Genomic DNA, 18670 nt, shown 5'->3' on the forward strand with positions numbered 1-18670 from the left:
CGCAACGGTTTCGCCGGTCAGGCCGCCTGCAGGATCCGGATCCCGTGGCGTCCGGTAAGCTCGATCACGCGGTTAATCATGCCAGCGGTCGGCGGGCCGGAGGGCGCGTCCTTGGATGCAGCCTCTTCGAAGAATGCGATCATCTCGTCGTCGACGATCGCCATGAAAATAACCGGCACGGGACCAGCATTGCGATAGCCATGGGGCGCGTTGCCCGGAATGGTGACGACATCACCGGGTTCCACCTCATATTCTTGCGCGACCCCATCGATCATTGTCCATATCGTGAGGGTGCCCTCGAGAATGCGGAAAATTTCCGCGGAAGGATGCGTGTGGGGCGGCGTGCCGCTTCCAGGAGGTACCGTGACGTCGATCACGTTGAGTGCCGTCCCAGCGAGCTTTGCCCGGACAGCGACCTGATCGCCCATCACCCAGAAGCCTTGAACCGAATCGGCCGGATGGACCGTCGCTTTGGTCTTATCCCAAGTCACTTGCTTTTTCCTTTCGAACAGCGCCTTGCTGCGATTTTGCCGCATTGAGCAAGGCGCGAATTGCCCAGGCGGCTGCCTCTCCGGCCTCACGGCCGGTAAGACCCCAGTAGTCTTTCATCGTCTGCCAGGCAGTGGCGCTGAACAGGAGCTGGATCACGGCCTCAAGCTGGCGCGCCGCCTTCGGGTCCATTCCGTTTGCGACTTGCGAAAGGCTGCTCTGAAAGGCACGTTGCCGCTCACCATTGGCTTGCAGGCGCATCTCGCGCCCGGTAGCGCTCGCATGCGAGGCTCTGACTACGCCTTCGATTGCGTCCAACGAGGCGAAAAGGTCGGGAGGAAGATCGATCAGATCCTGCTCCCGCTCAGGCCAGAACCGCACTCCCAGCGAGGCATTGGTGCTGGCCCAAAAGGCTTCCAAAAGCGCTTCCTTCGTCGGGAAATGGCGGAAGATGGTCCGTCGGTTTACGCCCGAAACCTCGGCAACCTCATCGAAGCCAAGGAGGCTGTACGGATTTTGCTCCAGAATCGTTCGAATGGACGCGAGGATGCGCTCGCGCGTGGCCTGCGCCTGCTCTGCCCGCAGCGGGCTCTCGTATTTCTGAGTCATCGTTTGTGAATTCATGTCACTGCTAGTGACACAAACCTTCCCAGTCGTCAATGGACATTGCGAAGGCTACGCACCAGGCCGTTTCGCGCTGCGAGAGGCCAGCTGACGCTCAGCGGCCGGGACCTGGTCGGCTTGCATGGCCAGGCTGGCTGCGGCCGGAGGGGCGCCAATGTCTCCAGGATCGAGAATCCAGCTCTTGTTAGATTGTCGACAATCTGCTTGTCTTGCTTTCGGTTCCCTGGAGCAGCCGGAATGGCAACGCTGGATTTCAGTCCGATCGCCGACACGACAAGACGCGCCGAGATCGTCGCGCTGCTGAGGCGGGCGATCCTGACCGGCCGGCTGGAACCGGGGCAGAAGCTCAACGAACTCAGGATTTCCGAGCAGATGCGGGTGAGCCGCGCGCCGCTGCGCGAGGCGATGCGCGAATTGGTGCAGGAAGGCATCCTGACCAGCATCCCCTACGCCGGAACCTTCGTCATCAACGTCACCGCCAAGGACATCGACGATGCCTATTCGCTCAACAAGGTACTCGACGAATTCGCCATCGCGCGGACCTGGCCGCTTCGCGACCAGCGCTTCTTCGACGAACTTGACCGGCGCCATGCGGCGGTGAAGCAGGCGACGCGCGAACTGGACACGACGCGGCAGATCGAAACGGCGCTGCAACTGCATGGCCTGATCCATGAATGGGCCGACAATTCGGTGCTGCTGGAGACCTGGCAGCGGCTGACCAGCCGGTTGCAGATGTATTTCGCGCTGCACCAGCGGGCGCGCAACGAGCCGGTGCCTGCCGAAGATGCTCACGAGACCTATGTGCGGCTGCTCAAGGGCACCGACATGCCCGCCGCCCAGCGCCATGCCAAGGAGCATATCGATTTGGATTTCGAGGAACTGCTCGCCTATGCGCGCGGGCTGGAACAGCGCGGCTCAAAGGGCGCCGGCGCCGATCGTGCCGGCCCGACTTAAAGGCGGCTGAGCCCGACAAATTTGACGGACATCCCGGAACACAGACAACGGACAGAAAACGTGCAGATCAAAACCATCAAGGCATATCATGTCGTGCAGCCCTTCGTGGACGGGCCCTACCGCATGTCCAAGGGGCGTGTCGCCGATGCGTTCGACGCGATGATCGTCGCCGTCATCGCCGATAGCGGGCTCACCGGCTGGGGCGAGATGGCGCCGCTTGGCAATTTCTATTCGCCTGCCTTCGCTGCGGGTACTCGCGCCGGCGTCGTCGAGATCGCGCCGCATCTCATTGGCCATGACCCACGCGGGCTTGCCAGTATCAACAGGCTGATGGACACGGTGTTCAAGGGCCATCCCTACGTCAAGTCGGCGCTCGACATGGCATGCTCGGATCTCGCGGCGCGCGCCGCCGACGTGCCGCTGGTCACGTTGCTTGGCGGCCGCGAGAGCGAGACGGCGGAACTCTACAAGGTCGTCACCCACGGCACGGTCGACGCGATGGCCGCGCTCGCCAAGCGCATCGTCGGGGAAGGATTTCACCGGCTGCAGGTCAAGGTCGGCGGCAACGTCCATGACGACATCGAACGCGTCACAGCCGTTGCCGCCGCGGTGCCGAAGGGCACCGTCATCTTCTGCGACGCTAATGCCGGCTGGACCCCTTACCAGGCGCGCCAGTTCGTGGATGCGACGCGCACCATCGACTACACGTTCGAGCAGCCCTGCACGACCATCGACGAATGCCTGTCGGTGCGCCGCTCGCTCGACAAGCCGATGGTGCTCGACGAATCCGTCGCCTCGCTGGACGATATGCTCGACATCCACCGCAAGGGCGCCGCCGACGGGCTGACGCTGAAGATCTCGCGCCTCGGCGGCATTACCAAGACGCGCCAGATCCGCGACCTTGCCGTCGACCTCGGCTTCATGATCACGGTCGAAGACACTGGCGGCGCCGAGATCGACACATCGGCGATGGCGCATCTGTCGCTGTCGACGCCGGAGGAGCGCCGGCTGCACGCCATCGCCTTTCACGAATGGGTGACGGTGCGCACCGCATCCAACATGCCGCCGGTTTCAGGCAGCCGTATGGGCATTCCGGATGGGCCGGGCCTCGGCATCGATGTCGTTCCCGGCCTGCTTGGTGCGCCCTTCTTCGAAATCGGCAGCTGAGCTGCAACAAGGCTGCACCCAATCAACCTGAATATGCCGCGTCCTTCTGACTGCGGAGGCACGGCCGTGTGGATTGACCGCTCATCCAATCGTCTTCGGCCGATTGCAGAGCGACAATGCCCAATTGCCGGTTGAAATATTTTTCATTTGCAAATAGAAATGTTCAAAACGTTGATTTGGACGCTGCGGCGCGTCAGGAACTGGAGGAAGCGACATGTCCCATCCGCAATTTGCAGCGGAACTTCTGCAGCGCGCTGAACAGCAGGGGCCGATCACCATCGGGCTTGCCGGCGCCGGACAGATGGGCACCGACATCGTCGTCCAGGTCGCGCTGATGCCGGGCATGCGGATCGGCGCCATTTCCGAAGTCAGGCCGCAGGCAGCGATCGACGCGGCGCTGCTCGCTGGCCATGACCGTTCCGACATCGTCCAGGCCGGCAATGCCGCCGCGATCGACCGCGCCATCGAGGCCGGCAAGATCGCGGTGACCGAAGATTTGCATGCGCTGGCGGCGGCCGGCCGGATCGACGTCATCATCGACGCGACGGGCAATCCCAATATCGGCACGCTGTTCGCGCTGGAAGTGATGAAGAACGGTAAGCACATCGTCATGCTCAATGTCGAGGCCGACATCACCATCGGCCGCTTCCTCAAGGAGGAGGCACGCAAGGCCGGCGTCGTCTATACCGGTGCCGCCGGCGACGAGCCCGCCTGCACGCTGGAGATCATCGGCTTTGCCAAAAGCCTCGGCTTCAACATCATCGCCGCCGGCAAGGGCAAGAACAATCCGCTGAAGATCGACGCCATGCCGGCCGACTACGAGAAGGAGGCGGCCGAGCGCAACATGAATGCGCGCATGCTGGTCGAATTCGTCGACGGCTCGAAGACGGCGATCGAGATGGTGGCGATCGCCAATGCGACCGGGCTGGTGCCCGATGTGCCGGGCATGCACGGCCCGACCGCGACGCTGGAGGAGTTGGCCAGCGTGCTTTGCCCGCGCGAGGATGGCGGCGTGCTGCACCGCAAGGGCGTGGTCGATTACTCGATCGGCAAGGGTGTGGCGCCCGGCGTGTTCTGCATCATCGAGACCCGGCATCCGCGTGTGCTGGAGCGCATGATCGACCTCAAGGTCGGCAAGGGCCCCTATTTCACGATCTTCCGGCCCTATCATCTGACCAGCCTGGAAGTGCCGCTGTCGGCGGCGCGCGCCGTGGTCTACAAGCGGGCCGACATGGAGCCGCTCGACCATCCTGTGGCCGAGGCGGTGGCGGTCGCCAAGAGCGATCTTGGTGTGGGCCAATCTCTCGGCATGATCGGCGAGAATGACTATCGCGGCTTCGCCATGACCTGGGGGGATGCGCGCGCCCGCGGCGCCCTGCCGCTCGGCCTTGCCGAACGCGCCAAGGTGGTCAAGCCGCTCAAGACCGGCGACTTCCTGACCTATGAAAATTGTGTACCCGACGATTCGATGGTGATAACCCAGATCCGCCGCCGTCTCGACCAGTCGGACGGACGGTTCGTTACAAACGCAGCCTGACCCCGCCGGATCTCCGCCTGATGGACGATGTCGTAATCGGGATCGACGCCTCGACCACGGCCGTGAAGGCGATTGCCTTCGCGCGCGACGGCGAGGAGCTGTTCCAGGCGCGCGAGCCGTACCCGCTTTCAAATCCGAAGCCCGGCCATTTCGAGCAGGACGCCGAACATTGGTGGACGGCGCTGCTTGGCGCATTGAAGCAGGTCACCGAGGCGGTCGGCGCTGCGCGGGTGGCGGCGATCTGCATCGCTCACCAGCGAGAGACCTTCACGCTGGTGGACAGCGCCGGCAAAGCACTCATGCCGGCGATCCTGTGGCTCGACGAACGCGCCCGGCCGCAGGTTATCAGGCTTTCGGCCGAACTCGGCCGCGAGGCGATCCGCGACTGGAGCGGCAAGCCGCCGGACCCGACGCCGGCGCTCTACGCCATTGCCTGGCTTGCCGAGCACCAGCCGCAAGTGCTTCGCCAGGCAGCGGCACTGGTCGACGTGCACGGCTTCTTCGTCCAGCGGCTGACCGGGCGATTGGTCACCAGCACCGCAAGTGCGGATCCGCTCGGGCTGCTCGACGTCGAGAAGGGTACCTGGCATCCCCGCCTCGTTGCGGCCGCCGGACTGCAGATGAAGCAATTGCCCGAGCTGGTCGCACCAGGCGTGGTCTGCGGCAGTCTTTCCGCAAGCATAGCGCAGCTGACCGGCCTGAGGGCCGGCACGCCGGTCGTTGCCGGCGCCGGAGACGGTCAGGCGATGGGTCTCGGCATGGGCGTCTACGGCGAGGGCAAGAGCTATCTCTCGCTCGGCTCCGGCGTGGTCAGCGGCTGCTATTCCGGCAAGGTGAAAACCTCGGACGCCTTTCGCACGCTGGTCTCGCCGACCGGCTCCGGTTTCATGCTGGAGACCGTGCTGCGCTCGGGCATGCAGCTGGTCGACTGGATCGTGCGAACCACCGGTTCGCCCTCGGCGGCAGCGCTGGAGAAAGTGGCGCTGGATGTTGCCGCGGGTAGCGAGGGCCTGCTCATCATGCCCTATTGGGCCGGCGTCATGAGCCCGTATTGGGACGGTGCGGCGCGCGGCGCAATTGTCGGCCTGTCGCTCGATCACCGGCCGGAGCATCTCTTCCGCGCTGTCCTGGAAGGCATCGCCTTCGAGCAGGCCGTCGCCACCGAGGCCATGGAAGCCCAGGCCGGCGGACCGGCGGCGATGATTGCTGCCGGCGGCGGCACCAATTGCGCGCTGCTCATGCAGATCATGGCAAGCGTGCTCGAGCGGCCGCTCTCGGTTTCGCCGGTCAACGAAGCCGCCGCACTCGGCGCTGCCATGCTGGCGGCAGCGGCTGTCGGCTGGTTTGCCTCGCCGGAAGCCGCCGCGCAGGCAATGGCTGCCGCTCCCACCAGGCATGTCGATCCGGTCGACGGGCTTGTCGCCGCCTATCGCAGCCGCAAGGAAACCTACCGCGACCTTTATCAGGCGACGCGCGACATCCACACCCGCCTCAGCGCTCTCGGCGAAATCTAGCGATTGAGCAGGCCCTTGGCCGCGTCTTCGTCGGTGATCAGAACCGATACCTTGGTGTTGGCGAGCGCAGCCCGCATTACCGCTACCTTCTCGCTGCCTCCCGATACCAGGATGATGCTCGGGATATCCGACAGATCCTGCAGCGGATAGGCGCAGACGCGGCGGTTGACCTCGTGGTCGACCGGGCGGCCCTCGGCGTCGATGAAATGACACAGAATATCGCCGACGGCACCGGCCGCCTGCAATTCCTCGAGTTCGCTTGGCTTGATGAAGCCGTAATTGGCGATCGGGCTGTCGTTGGAAAACGAGCCGACGCTGAGCACGGCGATGTTTGCCCGGCGTGCACGGAAGACGACGTCCTGAACGCTGCGCTGGCTCATGAAAGCGTCGCGCTGCTCCGGCCTGTCGGCATAGACCGGCACCGGCAGCAGGAAGCACTCCGCACCGATCTTTTCGGCGAAATCCCAGGCGCTTTCTGTCGGGTTGAGCGGCTGGGCATGGGTGAGGCCGCCAAGCATCGAAACCACCGTCGTCCTGGCGATGGGCCGCCGCGGCAATTCATTGATGGCGAATTTCAGTGTCCGCCCCCAGCCCAGTGCGATGACATCGCCGGCATTCACATGGTCGGCCAGGTAGGCGGCGGCGGCGTGGCCGATCATCAGCGGCGCGTTGCTTCGGTCGGCCGCCGACGGCACCACAACAGCCTGGCTGAGCCCGAACCGCTGCTTGAGGCTTTCCTCCAAAATCACGCATTCGACGACGCTGTCGCGGATGCGAAACTGGACGACACCCTCTTCGCGGGCGGCGGAGAGAATGCGATGCACCTTGATGCGGCCGACGCCGAGAATTTCGGAAATCCGCTCCTGTGTAAGACCCTCGACATAATAGTGCCAGGCGGCGCGGGCCTTGAGTTCGGCGTCGGGGAAGCGCGAGGCTCTTTCGTTCTCTACGATCGTCATCTGTTTGCCTTGCCGCAGCCGCCGGCCCTGCTCATGATATTCCAATCCGGCGACTTCGAAATGCCCAAGATTTCCGAGACCTTGCGTAAGGCAAACCGGCGGACAGCGCAAACCCGTCGTCGAATGAAGCGGCAGGCCTTGACAATTTTCCGACGAACAGTTTAGCTGAACAAAATTGCATGTTAAAGATAAATTGTTCACAGGGAGGGGCCTGGTGAACAAAGTGGCCCGGTGATGCAGCGCCGGATTGCTGTGGAGGAGACAAAGTGGCTGTGAGCAACGACGCAAGCAATGTGAAGGCAGGCGAGTTGAAGGCAGGCTCTGGTGCGCAGGCTACGGCGGGCGCAAGGTTTTCGGCTGTCTTTGCCGGAACCCTGGGTCCGCTGATCGGGCTGGTTCTGCTGTGCCTGGCGCTCTCGCTGACCACCGACACCTTCCTGACCATCCGCAACATCCTAAACGTGCTCGACCAGGTCACTGTGCTCGGCATCATGGCGATCGGCATGACGCTGGTCATCCTGATCGGCGGCATCGACCTGTCCGTCGGCTCGGTGCTGGCGCTGGCTTCCATGGTGATGGGCTTCGTCGCCCATCCGGACTATCTCAATCTCGGCCTGCCGGCCGGCATCGCCGCAGCCCTCGTCGTCGCCGGCCTTTGCGGGCTGGTTTCGGGCCTGCTGGTGACGGTCACCAAGCTGCCGCCCTTCATCGCCACGTTGGCGATGATGTCGGTGGCGCGCGGCCTCGCCAATATGATCACCGACGGCTCGCAGATCGTCGGCTTTCCCGACTGGTTCACCAGCCTGTCGATCATCCGCCATTTCGGCTTCCTCTCGGTCACCGTCGGGCTGATGATCGTGCTTGCCGTCATTTTCGCGATCTTCCTGAATTATCGCGCTACCGGCCGTAGCCTGTACGCAATCGGCGGCAGCGCCGAAGTCGCCCGGCTGTCCGGCATACCAGTCAAGTCGCTGACAAACTGGGTCTATGCGATCTGCGCCGTGCTGGCCGGTCTCGCCGGCATCGTGCTTGCCGCCCGACTCGATTCCGTCCAGCCGAGCTCCGGCCTTGGCTACGAACTCGACACCATCGCGGCGGTGGTGATCGGCGGCGCCAGCCTGTCGGGCGGCGTCGGTTCGATCGGCGGCACAGCCATCGGCGTCCTCATCATCGGCGTGCTGCGCAACGGGCTGAACCTGCTCGGTGTCTCGCCCTTCATCCAGCAAGTGGTTATCGGCGTGGTGATCGCGCTGGCGGTGGCCACCGACACTTGGCGGCGCCGAGCACAATGAAGAATGGGGCACAATGAAGAATTGGGCTCAATGAGATTCGCCCTGATATTCGGGCGAAAACGGATCGGTGATCCGAAACTGGGAGTTGTTCGGCCAAGGGGCGCCGCGATGCGCGGGCAGGACAGATTGAACATCAACGGAGGAATAAACATGCTGACCAAACGTTCATTGCTGCTTGCCGCCGCGGCCGTCATCCCGCTGCTTGGCCTATCCGACATGGCCTCGGCCAAGGAGGCCAAAAAGCTCGGGCTCGCCGTCGCCAATCTGCAGGCCGACTTCTTCAACCAGATCAAGCAGTCCGTCGAAGCCTACGGCAAGGAAAAGGGCATCGAGGTCGTTACCGTCGACGCCAAGGGCGATTCGGCGACCCAGGTCAGCCAGGTGCAGGACCTGATCACGCAGAACATCGATGCGCTGATCTATATTCCAGCCGGCGCCACCGCCGCCACCGTGCCGACCAAGACCGCCAAGGCTGCCGGCATCCCAGTCGTCAATGTCGACCGCAACGCCGATGGCGCGCCCGGCGATACCTTCATCGCAACCAACAGCGTGGCATCGGCCAAGGCGGTTTGCGACTACATCGCCAAGCAGGCCGGCGGCAAGGGCGAGCTGATCATCATCCACGGCCAGAAGGGCACGACGCCCGAAGTCGACCGCTCGAAGGGCTGCGGCGAAGCGCTGAAAGGCTATCCCGACATCAAGGTTGTCGGCGAATTGTGGAGCGAAGGCTGGCACCAGGACGAAGGCTTCAAGCTGACGCAGGATCTGTTGCAGTCGCACCCCGACGTGTCGATCGTCATCGGCCAGGCCGACGCGCTGGCGCTCGGTGCGGCGCAGGCCGTCAAGGTCGCCAATCCCGGCCACAAGGTCTGGGTTGCCGGCTTCGACGGCGACGTGGCGGCGCTCAAGGCACTGAAGGACGGCGTCTTCGACGTGACGGCGACGCAGCAGACCCAGGGCATGGGCCGGCTCGCCGTCGATGCAGCAATCAAGCTGGTGGCCGGCGAGACCATTCCCGCCGAACAGCTGCAGGATGCGACGCTGACCACCAAGGACAATGTCGAGCAGTTCATCGCCAAGCATCCCTGATTGAGACCAGTCCGACAATCGACGAGCGCAACGATGTCCACCGATCCTCGCCACACGCACAGCCCCCATAACGGGCTCGTCGTCAGCGGCCTCTGCAAAAGCTACGGGCCGGTGCAGGTCCTGGCCGATGCGAGCTTCGAGGTGCGGCCGGGCGAGGTCGTGGCGCTGCTTGGCGAAAACGGCGCCGGCAAGTCCACCGTCTCGAACATCATCGCCGGGTCGACCAAACCCGATGCTGGCACCATCACCTGGCGGGGGAACCCTTATTCCCCCGCCAATCCTGCCGCGGCGATCGACGCCGGCATCGGCATGATCCACCAGGAGCTGAAGCTCTTGCCCGATCTGTCGGTCGCCGAAAATGTCTATGTCGGCCGCCTGCCGATGCGTGGCGGCCGCATCGACCGAGCGGCAATGAATGCACGGGCATCGGCCCAGTTGAAGCGCCTCGGCCTCGATGTCTCGCCCGAGCGCAAGGTGCGCACGCTGCGTATCGCCGCCCAGCAGCAGGTCGAGATCGCCAAGGCGCTGACGCTCAATGCCGAGCTGCTGATCTTCGACGAACCGACGGCCGCCCTTGGCGGCGAGGAAACGGAGCTCCTGTTCCAGCAGATCCGCAAGCTCAAGGCGGAAGGCATGTCCTTCATCTATATCAGCCACCGGCTGGACGAGATCGCCCAGATCGCCGATCGCGTGGTGGTGATGCGCGACGGGCGCATCGTCGCCCGGCACGAGCGCGCCGACATTCCGGTGCGCACTGTCGTCGAGCAAATGGTCGGCCGCAGTGTCGAGCGGATGTTCCCTACGGTATCGGCGCCGGGCAACGACACGCTGCTCGAGGTCGAGAACCTGTCCTCGCCGGAACGCAGCTTTCAAAATGTCAGCTTTTCAGTGCGGGCCGGCGAAATCCTCGGCATTGCCGGGCTGATCGGCGCCGGACGCACGGAGCTGGTGCGGGCGATCGCCGGTGCCGATCCGATCTCATCGGGATCGGTGCGCGTCGCCGGCAAGCCGGTGCATCTCAATGGCCCGGCGGCGGCGATCAAGGCCGGCGTCGTCCTGGTACCGGAAGACCGCAAGACGCAGGGCGTGGTGCTCGACCAGACGATCGGCGAGAACCTGGCGATCGGCAATTTCGACCATGTCGCGCCGAATGGCTGGGTGTTCCCGAAGGCGGTGCAGAAATTCGCCGAGGCCGGCATTCGCCGGCTCGGCGTCAAGGGCCGGCCGAACCAGGCGGTCAGCAAGCTCTCCGGCGGCAACCAGCAGAAAGTGATCATCGCCAAATGGGTGTCGCGCCCGCCCAAGGTATTCATCCTGGACGAGCCGACGCGCGGCATCGACGTCGGTGCACGCGCCGCGATCTATGATGTCATCGCCGACCTTGCCCGCTCCGGCATGGCGGTGGTGGTGGTGAGCTCCGACCTCGAGGAAGTGCTCGGCCTGTCACATCGCGTGCTGGTGCTGAGCCGCGGCCGGCAACGCGGCATTCTCGACCGCAGCGAAGCAAGCAATATCGCCGTGATGGAACTCGCCACGAGCTAGGAACAGCCCATCGAAACAAAGCGCAGCAGGTGGTATCCTCCCGGGCACCAGACCGCGCGGGGCGCCAGCAACAGAGTTGGCGCCCCTTTATTTCCGGAGGACGGCGGTTGGAGCAGAGGGACCGACGATGAAATTATTCGACCTTCATGGTGACGTGGCACTTGTGACAGGCGCCGGCAGCGGCATCGGGCAGGCAATCGCCATTGGGCTGGCCGAGGCCGGCGCCGACATAGCCTGCTTCGGCCACGCCTCGAAAGGCGGGCTGGATGAGACCGCGCACCGGATCACGGCACTCGGCCGCAAGGCGCTGGTGCTGACCGGCACGGTGACTTCAGAGGCCGATCTGGCGGCTGCGATCGAGCGTACGAAGATGGAACTCGGCGCGTTGACCATCGCCGTCAACAATGCCGGTGTTGCCGGCGCCGAGCCGGCAGAATCGCTGTCGCTGGAGAAATGGCAGAAGCTCTATGACGTCAATGTCAGCGGCGTGTTCCTGTCCTGCCAGGCCGAGGCCCGCGCCATGCTGACGCGACGCAAGGGCTCGATCATCAACATCGCCTCGATGTCGGGTTCGATCGTCAATCGCGGCCTGACCCAGGCGCATTACAATTCGTCGAAGGCCGCAGTCATCCACATGTCGAAGAGCCTCGCCATGGAATGGGCCGATCGCGGCCTGCGCGTCAATGTCGTCAGCCCCGGCTACACGCTGACGCCGATGAACAAGCGGCCGGAGGTCGCCGACCAGGTCAGGATCTTTGAGCGCGACACGCCGATGGGCCGCATGGCGGCGCCGGAAGAGATGGTCGGCCCGACCGTGTTCCTGGCCAGCCGCGCCTCGAGTTTCGTCACCGGCATCGACCTGATCGTCGATGGCGGCTTCGTCTGCTGGTAGGAGAAAAGATGCAGAAGCGATTCCTGGGAAAAACGGCGGTCATCACCGGCGCCAGCGGCGGCATTGGCGCGGCAATGGCCAGGCGCTTCGCGGCGGAAGGTGCCGCGGTCGTCGTCAGCGCCATCGACCCGCGCGTCGAAGAGGTCGCCGCCGACCTCAAGGCTACGGGCGCCAGGGTCGCATCGCTGCGCATGGACGTGACCAAAAAGGACGAGGTCGTCGCCCTCTATGACCTGGCCGAGCAACAGTTCGGCCGTGTCGACATCTCCGTACAGAATGCCGGTGTCATCACAATCGCCAGGATAGAGGCGATGACCGAGGCCGAATGGGACAAGGTGATGGCGGTCAACACCAAGGGCGTGTTCCTGTGCTGCCAGGAGGCGATCGCGCGCATCCGCAAGCATGGCGATGGCGGCCGGCTGATCAACACCGCATCCGGCCAGGCGCGGCAGGGCTTTATCTACACGCCGCATTATGCGGCCTCGAAATTCGGCGTCGTCGGCATCACCCAGAGCCTCGCCAAGGAAGTGGCCAAGGAGAAGATCACCGTCAACGCGATCTGCCCCGGCATCATCGACACCGATATGTGGGCCTATAACGATGCCGTATGGGGCAAGTTGATGGGCGACTACAAGCCCGGCGAGCTGATGGCCGAATGGGTGAAGAACATCCCGATGGGCCGCGCCGGCAGCGGCGAAGATGTCTCCGGCCTGGTCAGCTTTCTGGCCAGCGACGATGCAGCCTACATCACCGGCCAGACCATCAATGTCGATGGCGGCCTGATCATGTCGTGAGCGGCGGCGCGCGGGCCAACGTACCATCCACCGGGATCTGAAAGCCGCTTCGCTGCGTTCAGACCGGTCGGCCGGCCCGTGCCAATCCATGCTCCACGAGCCGGTCGATGATTTCGGAATAGCTGACGCCGCTCACCGCCATTGCCTTGGAATACATGCTGATATCGGTGAAGCCGGGGATGGTGTTGATTTCATTGACCAGGAATTGCATGTCCGGTGTCAGGAAAAAGTCGATGCGCGCCATCCCGTCACAGCCGACGGCTCTGAAAGCCCTTGCGGCCACGTCCCGCATGGCTGCCTCGACCTCCGGCGGCAGTTCGGCCGGCACTTTAAGTGCCGCGCCGTTCTCGTCGATGTATTTGGCATCGTAGCTGTAGAAATCGTGGCTTTCGGCCGGCACGATCTCGCCTGGCCGCGAGACGAACAGGTCGCCTGCCGGGTCCTCCAACACGCTATATTCGATCTCGCGCCCACGAATGAATTCCTCGGCCAACAGCTTGCAATCGTGCCGGAAGGCTTCAGCAAGCGCTCCATCGAATTCCTGGCTGGCATGGACTTTTCCGACGCCGACAGACGATCCCTGACGCGCCGGTTTGATGAAGAACGGCAGGCCGAGTTCGCTTTCCAGTGCAGCGAGGGCGGGCGCCGCACCTTCATGGATCGTCACTGAGCGCGCGATTGGCAGCCCCGCCGCTTCCAGGAGCCGTTTGGCGATGTCCTTGTCCAGCGCGGTTGCCGAACCCAGGATGCCGCAGCCGGCGAGCGGCACCCGAGCCACCTCGGCCACCCCCTGTACCGAGCCGTCTTCGCCATGAGGGCCGTGCAGGACGGGAAACAGGATGTCGATCTTCGGCAGATCATAGGGCGTGCCGTCGGCCGGGATCGCCATCATCCGTCCGCGCCCACCCGGAACCAGGCAAACTTCCAAACCGCCCGCAGGCTTTGCGAGCGTACCATCCTGGAAGCTGCTCAGCAGCCACTGTCCTTCGCTCGTGACGAAGATTGGGAGGGCATCGTATTTGGCGGACAGCAGCGCACGCATGACATTGGTTGCTGAAAGCACCGAAACGTCATGTTCGGCGGAACGTCCGCCAAAGAGCACGGCAATTCGCAGTCTGTTCAAGGAAGAGGTCATGAAAGCCTCGGATACGATCTGGTGTTGAAAGGTCACAAGCCGAAGGCGATCCCGCGGTTGGCGAAGAAGTAAGGCATTTTGGTCTGCTGCATTGTATCGGTATCCTGTCCTCGCGGCTCGCATACGCGATGACCGGCAATCTTGGCTTTTTTCAAACTCATCTACGGGTCCATGCAAAAGGACGGGCTGTGAAATTGGCACCGGCGTTAATCGTTGCGCGACATGAACGTTGGTATATATAATTTCATCCCATGAAAGTGGCTCTGGCGAGTTGCCGAGCTGACAGCCGAGATCATGGGACTTTGATGGTTTGCGCCTCAAGACCGGCGATCGATCCGTGGATCACTGCTTCGGCAGCGATCCTTGCGCAGTCATGACGCGGCCGGTTCCCGCGCCACATCTTCACCAATTTGGGCACCACCCCCGTTTTGCGCGCCGGCATCCGCTTCGGCAGCATTGTGGCGCCTACGGCCTTGCGCAACGACCAGCTTTTCCAACACAATCAAAAAAGACGCAAGAAGGGAACTAACGATAACGTCCACCAGAGCTTGACAGGAGAACAAGCATGTCACTTCGGAGCATGATTTCGAATTTCTCAATGGGAGCCTTAACACTTGCCGCAGCCGCACTGACATCTTCGGCCCAGGCGGCGGCGCCGGAATCCAACGACCCGATCAAGATCGCGCTGTTCGACTGGACCAGCGTCAATCTGAACGCCAAGATACTCGGCGGCATCCTCGAAAAGCTCGGCTATACCGTCGAGTATCCGACCGCCGACTATCTCTCCAGCCTGACCACCGGCCTGACCAATGGCGACATCGATGTCGGCATGGAGTTCTGGGACACGACTGCCGGCGAAGCGATGAAGGCCTCGGACGCGACGGGGCAGACCGAACGCCTCGGCAAGCTCGGACCCAAGGCCAAGGAAGAATGGTGGTTTCCCGAATATATGAAAGAGAAATGCCCCGGCCTGCCGAACTGGGAAGCTCTGAAAGATCCGAAATGCGCCGAGGCCTTTTCGACGGCCGAAACCACACCGAAGGGGCGCTATCTCGGCGGCCCGGTGACATGGGAAGGTTTTGACGACGAACGCGTCGAGGCGCTGAAACTGCCCTTCACCGTCATCCATGCCGGTACCGATGCGGCGATGTTCGCCGAACTGGACTCGGCCTATCAGCGCAAGGCGCCGATCATGCTGTGGATCTATTCGCCGCATTGGGCGCCGGCCAAATACAAGGGCGAATGGGTCGAATTCCCCGACTATACGACAGAGTGCTACACCGACCCGAAATGGGGCGTGAACCCCGACGCGAAATATGACTGCGGCAAGCCGCATGGCGAGATCTGGAAATATTCCTGGGCCGGCATGAAGGACAAATGGCCGGTCGCCTACAAGGTCGCGAAAAACTACACGGTCGATACCGACGAGCTCAACAAGATGAGCGGCGAGATCGATCTCGAAGGCAAGACGCCGGAAGACGTCGCCGCCGCCTGGATCGCCGCCCACGAAGCCGACTGGAAAGCCTGGGCCGAGTGACCGTCTGACTGGAAATCCGACGACCCGGCCATCCGTGGCCGGGTCTCGATCCCGTGTTCCAGAAGGACGATCGCATGACCGATACGATTGAACAGGCGGCGAAAGCGGGCAACGATGCCCGCCCGACAAAGCTTGCCTGTCGCAATGTCTGGAAGCTGTTCGGGGCGGACGCGGCCGATTTCATCCGCCGGCGCGACGGCAAGGCCAGCCTGGCGGACATCGCCGCTGCCGGACTGGTTGGCGCGGTGCGCGCCGTCGATCTCGAAATCCGCCAGGGCGAGATTTTCATCATCATGGGACTTTCGGGGTCCGGCAAGTCGACGCTGGTGCGCTGCATGTCGCGGCTGATCGAGCCGACCCACGGCAAGGTCGAGTTTGAAGGCAAGGACCTGCTCAAGATTTCCGATGCCGCGCTGATCGAGCTGCGACGCCATCGCATGGGCATGGTGTTCCAGAATTTTGCCTTGCTGCCGCATCTCAACGTACTGGAGAACATCGCCTTTCCCTTGGGCATCCAGGGGCAGGACCGGCCGACGCGCGAGAAGCGGGCCCGTGAAGTCATCGAGCTGGTCGGCTTGCGCGGTCGCGAGCATTTCTATCCGCGCGAGCTTTCCGGCGGCCAGCAGCAGCGTGTCGGCATCGCCCGCAGCCTCGCCACGAAGCCGGAAATCTGGTTCCTCGACGAGCCGTTCTCGGCCCTCGATCCGCTGATCCGCCGTGAGATGCAGGACGAGCTGATGCGGCTGCAGACCATGCTGCACAAGACCATCGTCTTCATCACCCATGATTTCGACGAGGCCATCCGGCTGGCCGACCGGATCGCCATCATGAAGGACGGCGAGGTTATCCAGATCGGCACGCCGGAAGAACTGGTGGTCAATCCGGCGACCGACTATGTCGCCGAATTCACCCGCGATGTCGATCGCGCCAAGGTGATATCGGCGCGCAGCCTGATGCGCGCCTGCGACGGCGCCGAGTACGGCGGCACGGTCGCGCCGGATGCCAAGATATCAAGTTTTTCGGCTGATATCGTCTCTGCCGGTAAGCCTTTCGCGGTGGTCAACGGCACCGGCAAGCCGATCGGCTTAGTCACGCCGCAGGCGGTGATCGATCTTCTCGCCGGCATAGAACGTCGTGGGGCCGGCGCATGACGGTCACGGCAAGCGCCAGCGCAGCGAGGCCCCGGCCGGTTCAGACCTGGCTGGCGATCTGGGCCTGCGCGCTCGCCGCCGTGCTTATTGTCTTCCTGCTGCAGGAAAGCCTGCCCTGGGCGGTCAATTACCCGGCCGGCGCGATCGTTCCTGTCGCAGACTGGGTCGGTGCGCTGATGAACTGGGTGAAGTCGAACTTCTCCTGGCTGACCCGCTCGATCACCGCGGTGCTCGGCGTGCCGCTCGATTTCGCGCTCGGTCTTCTGGCCAAGAATTTCAAGATCGGCCATGGCGCGGATATGATCGTCTTGCCGCGCCTGTCCTGGGTCGGCGTCTGCGCTGCCGCCTACCTTGCCGGACGCGCCGCCGGCGGCTGGAAGCTGGGTGCGCTGGCCGGCGGCTGTTTTCTCTACATCGCGCTGTTCGGGCAGTGGACCAGCGCCATGCTGACGCTGGGCTTGATCTCGATCGCCGTGCCGTTTTGCATTGTCACCGGGCTGTTCGCCGGCATCTGGGCATGGCGCAAGCCTTGGGCGGAGAGGTTATTGATCTCCCCTGCCCTCGATCTGATGCAGACGATCCCGACCTTCGCCTATCTGATCCCGATGCTGCTTCTGTTCGGCAACAGCCCGGTCTCGGCAATGATCGCGACGGCAATTTTCGCGACGCCGCCAATGGTGCGGGCGACGATGCTCGGCCTGTCGCGGGTGCCGTCGGAGATCGACGATTTCAGCGAGATGGCCGGCTGCACGGCACGGCAGAAACTGTGGCGGGTGCTGTTGCCGTCGGCGCGGCCGACATTGATGGTTGGCGTCAACCAGGTCATCATGCTGGCGCTCAATATGGTGATCATCGCCTCGATGATCGGCGCCGGTGGGCTCGGCTATGACGTGCTTTTGGCGTTGCGCGCGCTCAAGGTCGGCGAGGCGATGGAAGCTGGCCTCGCCATCGTCGCACTGGCAATTGCACTCGACCGGCTGAGCCAGGCGATCGCGCACAATCACGCCAAGGGCAATGTCCGCCACCAGGCCAGCACCAGTTTCTGGCGGCGCTATCCCAATCTGACGCTGGCCGTTGCCATCCTCGCCGTCGCCACGCTGCTCGGCCTGTTCGTGCCGGCGTTCGCCGCGGTGCCGAAAGCGATCACCTTCACCACCGCGCCTTTGTGGAAGGCGGCGGTGAACTGGATCACCATCAACTTCTTCGACACGATCGAAGCGTTCCGCGTGGCGCTTATCCTCAACGTGCTGAACCCGGTGCGCGCCTTCTGCGAGGGTTTTCCGTGGCTGGGCGCGGTGTGTCTCCTCGGCCTTGCCGGCTACCAGCTCGGCGGCTTGCGCCTCGCCGCCCTGGTCGCGGCTTTGACAGCGTTCTGCGCCGTCACCGGACTTTGGGAAAAGACCATGGCGACGGTCTATTTGTGCGGAATCTCGGCCTTTATCGCCTGCCTGATCGGCATCCCGATCGGGCTGATGGCATCGCGCAGCGACCGCTTCGAAAAGACCGTCACGCCGGTCATCGACACGCTGCAGGTGCTGCCGTCGTTCTGCTTCATCATTCCGGTGGTGATGCTGTTCAGGGTCGGCGACGTCACCGCGATGATCGCCACCGTCGCCTTCGCCGTGGTGCCGGCGATCCGCTACACCAATCACGGCATTCGACAGGTGCCGCCGGCGCTGATCGAGGCGGCGAAGGTTTCGGGCTGCACCAGGCGCCAGACCTTCTGTCGCGTGCAGCTGCCGCTGGCGTTGCCCGAGATCATGCTCGGCGTCAACCAGACCATCCTGATGGCGCTGGCGATGATCGTCATCTGCGCCATGGTCGGCACGCGCGATCTCGGCCAGGAGGTGTTCATCGCCCTGTCCAAGGCCGATTCCGGCCGCGGCATCGTCGCCGGCCTGGCCATCGCCTTCATCGGCATTGTCGCAGACCGGCTGTTCAACGCCTGGACGGCGAAGGCTCGGGCAAGGCTGGGATAGTCCGGAATAGGACGG

General features: G+C 63.5%; 16 protein-coding genes. 12 read left to right on the plus strand and 4 right to left on the minus strand.

Going from position 1 to position 18670, the window contains the following annotated elements; translation table 11 throughout:
• Positions 1 to 17: 17 nt before the first annotated feature.
• Both NKJ20_RS08070 and NKJ20_RS08075 read right to left on the minus strand, forming a co-directional pair.
• Positions 18 to 491, minus strand: a complete 474-nt coding sequence (locus NKJ20_RS08070; protein ID WP_352452551.1) for a cupin domain-containing protein — start codon at positions 489 to 491, stop codon at positions 18 to 20.
• On the minus strand, positions 478 to 1098 hold the full coding sequence (locus NKJ20_RS08075; protein WP_352452550.1) for a TetR/AcrR family transcriptional regulator: 621 nt from the start codon (positions 1096 to 1098) through the stop codon (positions 478 to 480). The genes NKJ20_RS08070 and NKJ20_RS08075 overlap by 14 nt, the downstream gene beginning before the upstream one ends.
• 252 nt (positions 1099 to 1350) lie before the next feature.
• On the opposite strand from NKJ20_RS08075, the gene NKJ20_RS08080 reads away from it, so the two are divergent.
• The 4 genes from NKJ20_RS08080 (at position 1351) to NKJ20_RS08095 (ending at position 6285) form a co-directional block, all read left to right on the plus strand.
• Entirely contained in the window at positions 1351 to 2067 is a 717-nt protein-coding gene (locus NKJ20_RS08080) for a GntR family transcriptional regulator (RefSeq protein ID WP_352743442.1), read from the plus strand.
• A gap of 60 nt (positions 2068 to 2127) precedes the next feature.
• On the plus strand, positions 2128 to 3234 hold the full coding sequence (locus tag NKJ20_RS08085) for a mandelate racemase/muconate lactonizing enzyme family protein (RefSeq protein WP_352743444.1): 1107 nt from the start codon (positions 2128 to 2130) through the stop codon (positions 3232 to 3234).
• Between the two features lie 214 nt (positions 3235 to 3448).
• Positions 3449 to 4771 carry an NAD(P)H-dependent oxidoreductase gene (locus NKJ20_RS08090; protein WP_352579437.1) on the plus strand — a complete coding sequence of 441 codons (1323 nt, stop codon included), beginning with the start codon at positions 3449 to 3451 and terminating at the stop codon, positions 4769 to 4771.
• A 20-nt stretch (positions 4772 to 4791) separates the two neighbouring features.
• Complete coding sequence (locus NKJ20_RS08095) at positions 4792 to 6285, plus strand: xylulokinase (protein ID WP_352743446.1); 1494 nt, start codon at positions 4792 to 4794, stop codon at positions 6283 to 6285.
• Here the strand turns inward: NKJ20_RS08095 and NKJ20_RS08100 are convergent.
• Positions 6282 to 7244 (minus strand): sugar-binding transcriptional regulator, encoded by a 963-nt coding sequence (locus NKJ20_RS08100; RefSeq protein ID WP_031211026.1) that lies wholly within the window; start codon positions 7242 to 7244, stop codon positions 6282 to 6284. The two genes, NKJ20_RS08095 and NKJ20_RS08100, sit on opposite strands and share 4 nt — an antisense overlap.
• A gap of 308 nt (positions 7245 to 7552) precedes the next feature.
• On the opposite strand from NKJ20_RS08100, the gene NKJ20_RS08105 reads away from it, so the two are divergent.
• The 5 genes from NKJ20_RS08105 (at position 7553) to NKJ20_RS08125 (ending at position 12853) form a co-directional block, all read left to right on the plus strand.
• Positions 7553 to 8536, plus strand: coding sequence for an ABC transporter permease (locus NKJ20_RS08105; protein ID WP_502902797.1), 984 nt, complete (start codon positions 7553 to 7555; stop codon positions 8534 to 8536).
• A 150-nt stretch (positions 8537 to 8686) separates the two neighbouring features.
• A complete protein-coding gene (locus NKJ20_RS08110) occupies positions 8687 to 9625 on the plus strand; it encodes a sugar ABC transporter substrate-binding protein (protein WP_023674026.1) in 939 nt (312 codons plus the stop codon).
• A 33-nt stretch (positions 9626 to 9658) separates the two neighbouring features.
• Entirely contained in the window at positions 9659 to 11167 is a 1509-nt protein-coding gene (locus tag NKJ20_RS08115; RefSeq protein ID WP_352743450.1) for a sugar ABC transporter ATP-binding protein, read from the plus strand.
• 127 nt (positions 11168 to 11294) lie between these two features.
• A complete protein-coding gene (locus NKJ20_RS08120; protein WP_352743452.1) occupies positions 11295 to 12059 on the plus strand; it encodes an SDR family oxidoreductase in 765 nt (254 codons plus the stop codon).
• An 8-nt stretch (positions 12060 to 12067) separates the two neighbouring features.
• Entirely contained in the window at positions 12068 to 12853 is a 786-nt protein-coding gene (locus NKJ20_RS08125; protein WP_352743454.1) for an SDR family oxidoreductase, read from the plus strand.
• Between the two features lie 58 nt (positions 12854 to 12911).
• On the opposite strand, the gene NKJ20_RS08130 is transcribed toward NKJ20_RS08125, so the two are convergent.
• Positions 12912 to 13988 (minus strand): D-alanine--D-alanine ligase family protein, encoded by a 1077-nt coding sequence (locus NKJ20_RS08130; RefSeq protein ID WP_352743558.1) that lies wholly within the window; start codon positions 13986 to 13988, stop codon positions 12912 to 12914.
• Positions 13989 to 14553: 565 nt separating this feature from the next.
• Between NKJ20_RS08130 and NKJ20_RS08135 the strand changes: the two genes are divergently transcribed.
• The 3 genes from NKJ20_RS08135 to NKJ20_RS08145 all read left to right on the plus strand — a co-directional run bounded on the left by NKJ20_RS08135 (position 14554) and on the right by NKJ20_RS08145 (position 18655).
• Positions 14554 to 15525 (plus strand): ABC transporter substrate-binding protein, encoded by a 972-nt coding sequence (locus NKJ20_RS08135; RefSeq protein WP_352743456.1) that lies wholly within the window; start codon positions 14554 to 14556, stop codon positions 15523 to 15525.
• A gap of 74 nt (positions 15526 to 15599) precedes the next feature.
• Complete coding sequence (locus NKJ20_RS08140) at positions 15600 to 16676, plus strand: quaternary amine ABC transporter ATP-binding protein (RefSeq protein ID WP_352743458.1); 1077 nt, start codon at positions 15600 to 15602, stop codon at positions 16674 to 16676.
• A complete protein-coding gene (locus tag NKJ20_RS08145) occupies positions 16673 to 18655 on the plus strand; it encodes an ABC transporter permease (protein ID WP_352743460.1) in 1983 nt (660 codons plus the stop codon). The genes NKJ20_RS08140 and NKJ20_RS08145 overlap by 4 nt, the downstream gene beginning before the upstream one ends.
• Positions 18656 to 18670 lie beyond the last annotated feature (15 nt).

Source organism: Mesorhizobium sp. M0185 (assembly GCF_040322175.1).
Classification (GTDB): Bacteria; Pseudomonadota; Alphaproteobacteria; order Rhizobiales; family Rhizobiaceae; genus Mesorhizobium.

What these genes read in the sequence shown, in the direction of transcription:
- NKJ20_RS08100 (WP_031211026.1), bottom strand. Translation starts at nt 7,244, where the DNA reads ATGACGATCGTAGAGAACGAAAGAGCCTCGCGCTTCCCCGACGCCGAA.
- NKJ20_RS08125 (WP_352743454.1), top strand. Translation starts at nt 12,068, where the DNA reads ATGCAGAAGCGATTCCTGGGAAAAACGGCGGTCATCACCGGCGCCAGC.
- NKJ20_RS08140 (WP_352743458.1), top strand. Translation starts at nt 15,600, where the DNA reads ATGACCGATACGATTGAACAGGCGGCGAAAGCGGGCAACGATGCCCGC.
- NKJ20_RS08095 (WP_352743446.1), top strand. Translation starts at nt 4,792, where the DNA reads ATGGACGATGTCGTAATCGGGATCGACGCCTCGACCACGGCCGTGAAG.
- NKJ20_RS08120 (WP_352743452.1), top strand. Translation starts at nt 11,295, where the DNA reads ATGAAATTATTCGACCTTCATGGTGACGTGGCACTTGTGACAGGCGCC.
- NKJ20_RS08080 (WP_352743442.1), top strand. Translation starts at nt 1,351, where the DNA reads ATGGCAACGCTGGATTTCAGTCCGATCGCCGACACGACAAGACGCGCC.
- NKJ20_RS08130 (WP_352743558.1), bottom strand. Translation starts at nt 13,988, where the DNA reads ATGACCTCTTCCTTGAACAGACTGCGAATTGCCGTGCTCTTTGGCGGA.
- NKJ20_RS08135 (WP_352743456.1), top strand. Translation starts at nt 14,554, where the DNA reads ATGTCACTTCGGAGCATGATTTCGAATTTCTCAATGGGAGCCTTAACA.
- NKJ20_RS08110 (WP_023674026.1), top strand. Translation starts at nt 8,687, where the DNA reads ATGCTGACCAAACGTTCATTGCTGCTTGCCGCCGCGGCCGTCATCCCG.
- NKJ20_RS08090 (WP_352579437.1), top strand. Translation starts at nt 3,449, where the DNA reads ATGTCCCATCCGCAATTTGCAGCGGAACTTCTGCAGCGCGCTGAACAG.
- NKJ20_RS08115 (WP_352743450.1), top strand. Translation starts at nt 9,659, where the DNA reads ATGTCCACCGATCCTCGCCACACGCACAGCCCCCATAACGGGCTCGTC.
- NKJ20_RS08145 (WP_352743460.1), top strand. Translation starts at nt 16,673, where the DNA reads ATGACGGTCACGGCAAGCGCCAGCGCAGCGAGGCCCCGGCCGGTTCAG.
- NKJ20_RS08075 (WP_352452550.1), bottom strand. Translation starts at nt 1,098, where the DNA reads ATGACTCAGAAATACGAGAGCCCGCTGCGGGCAGAGCAGGCGCAGGCC.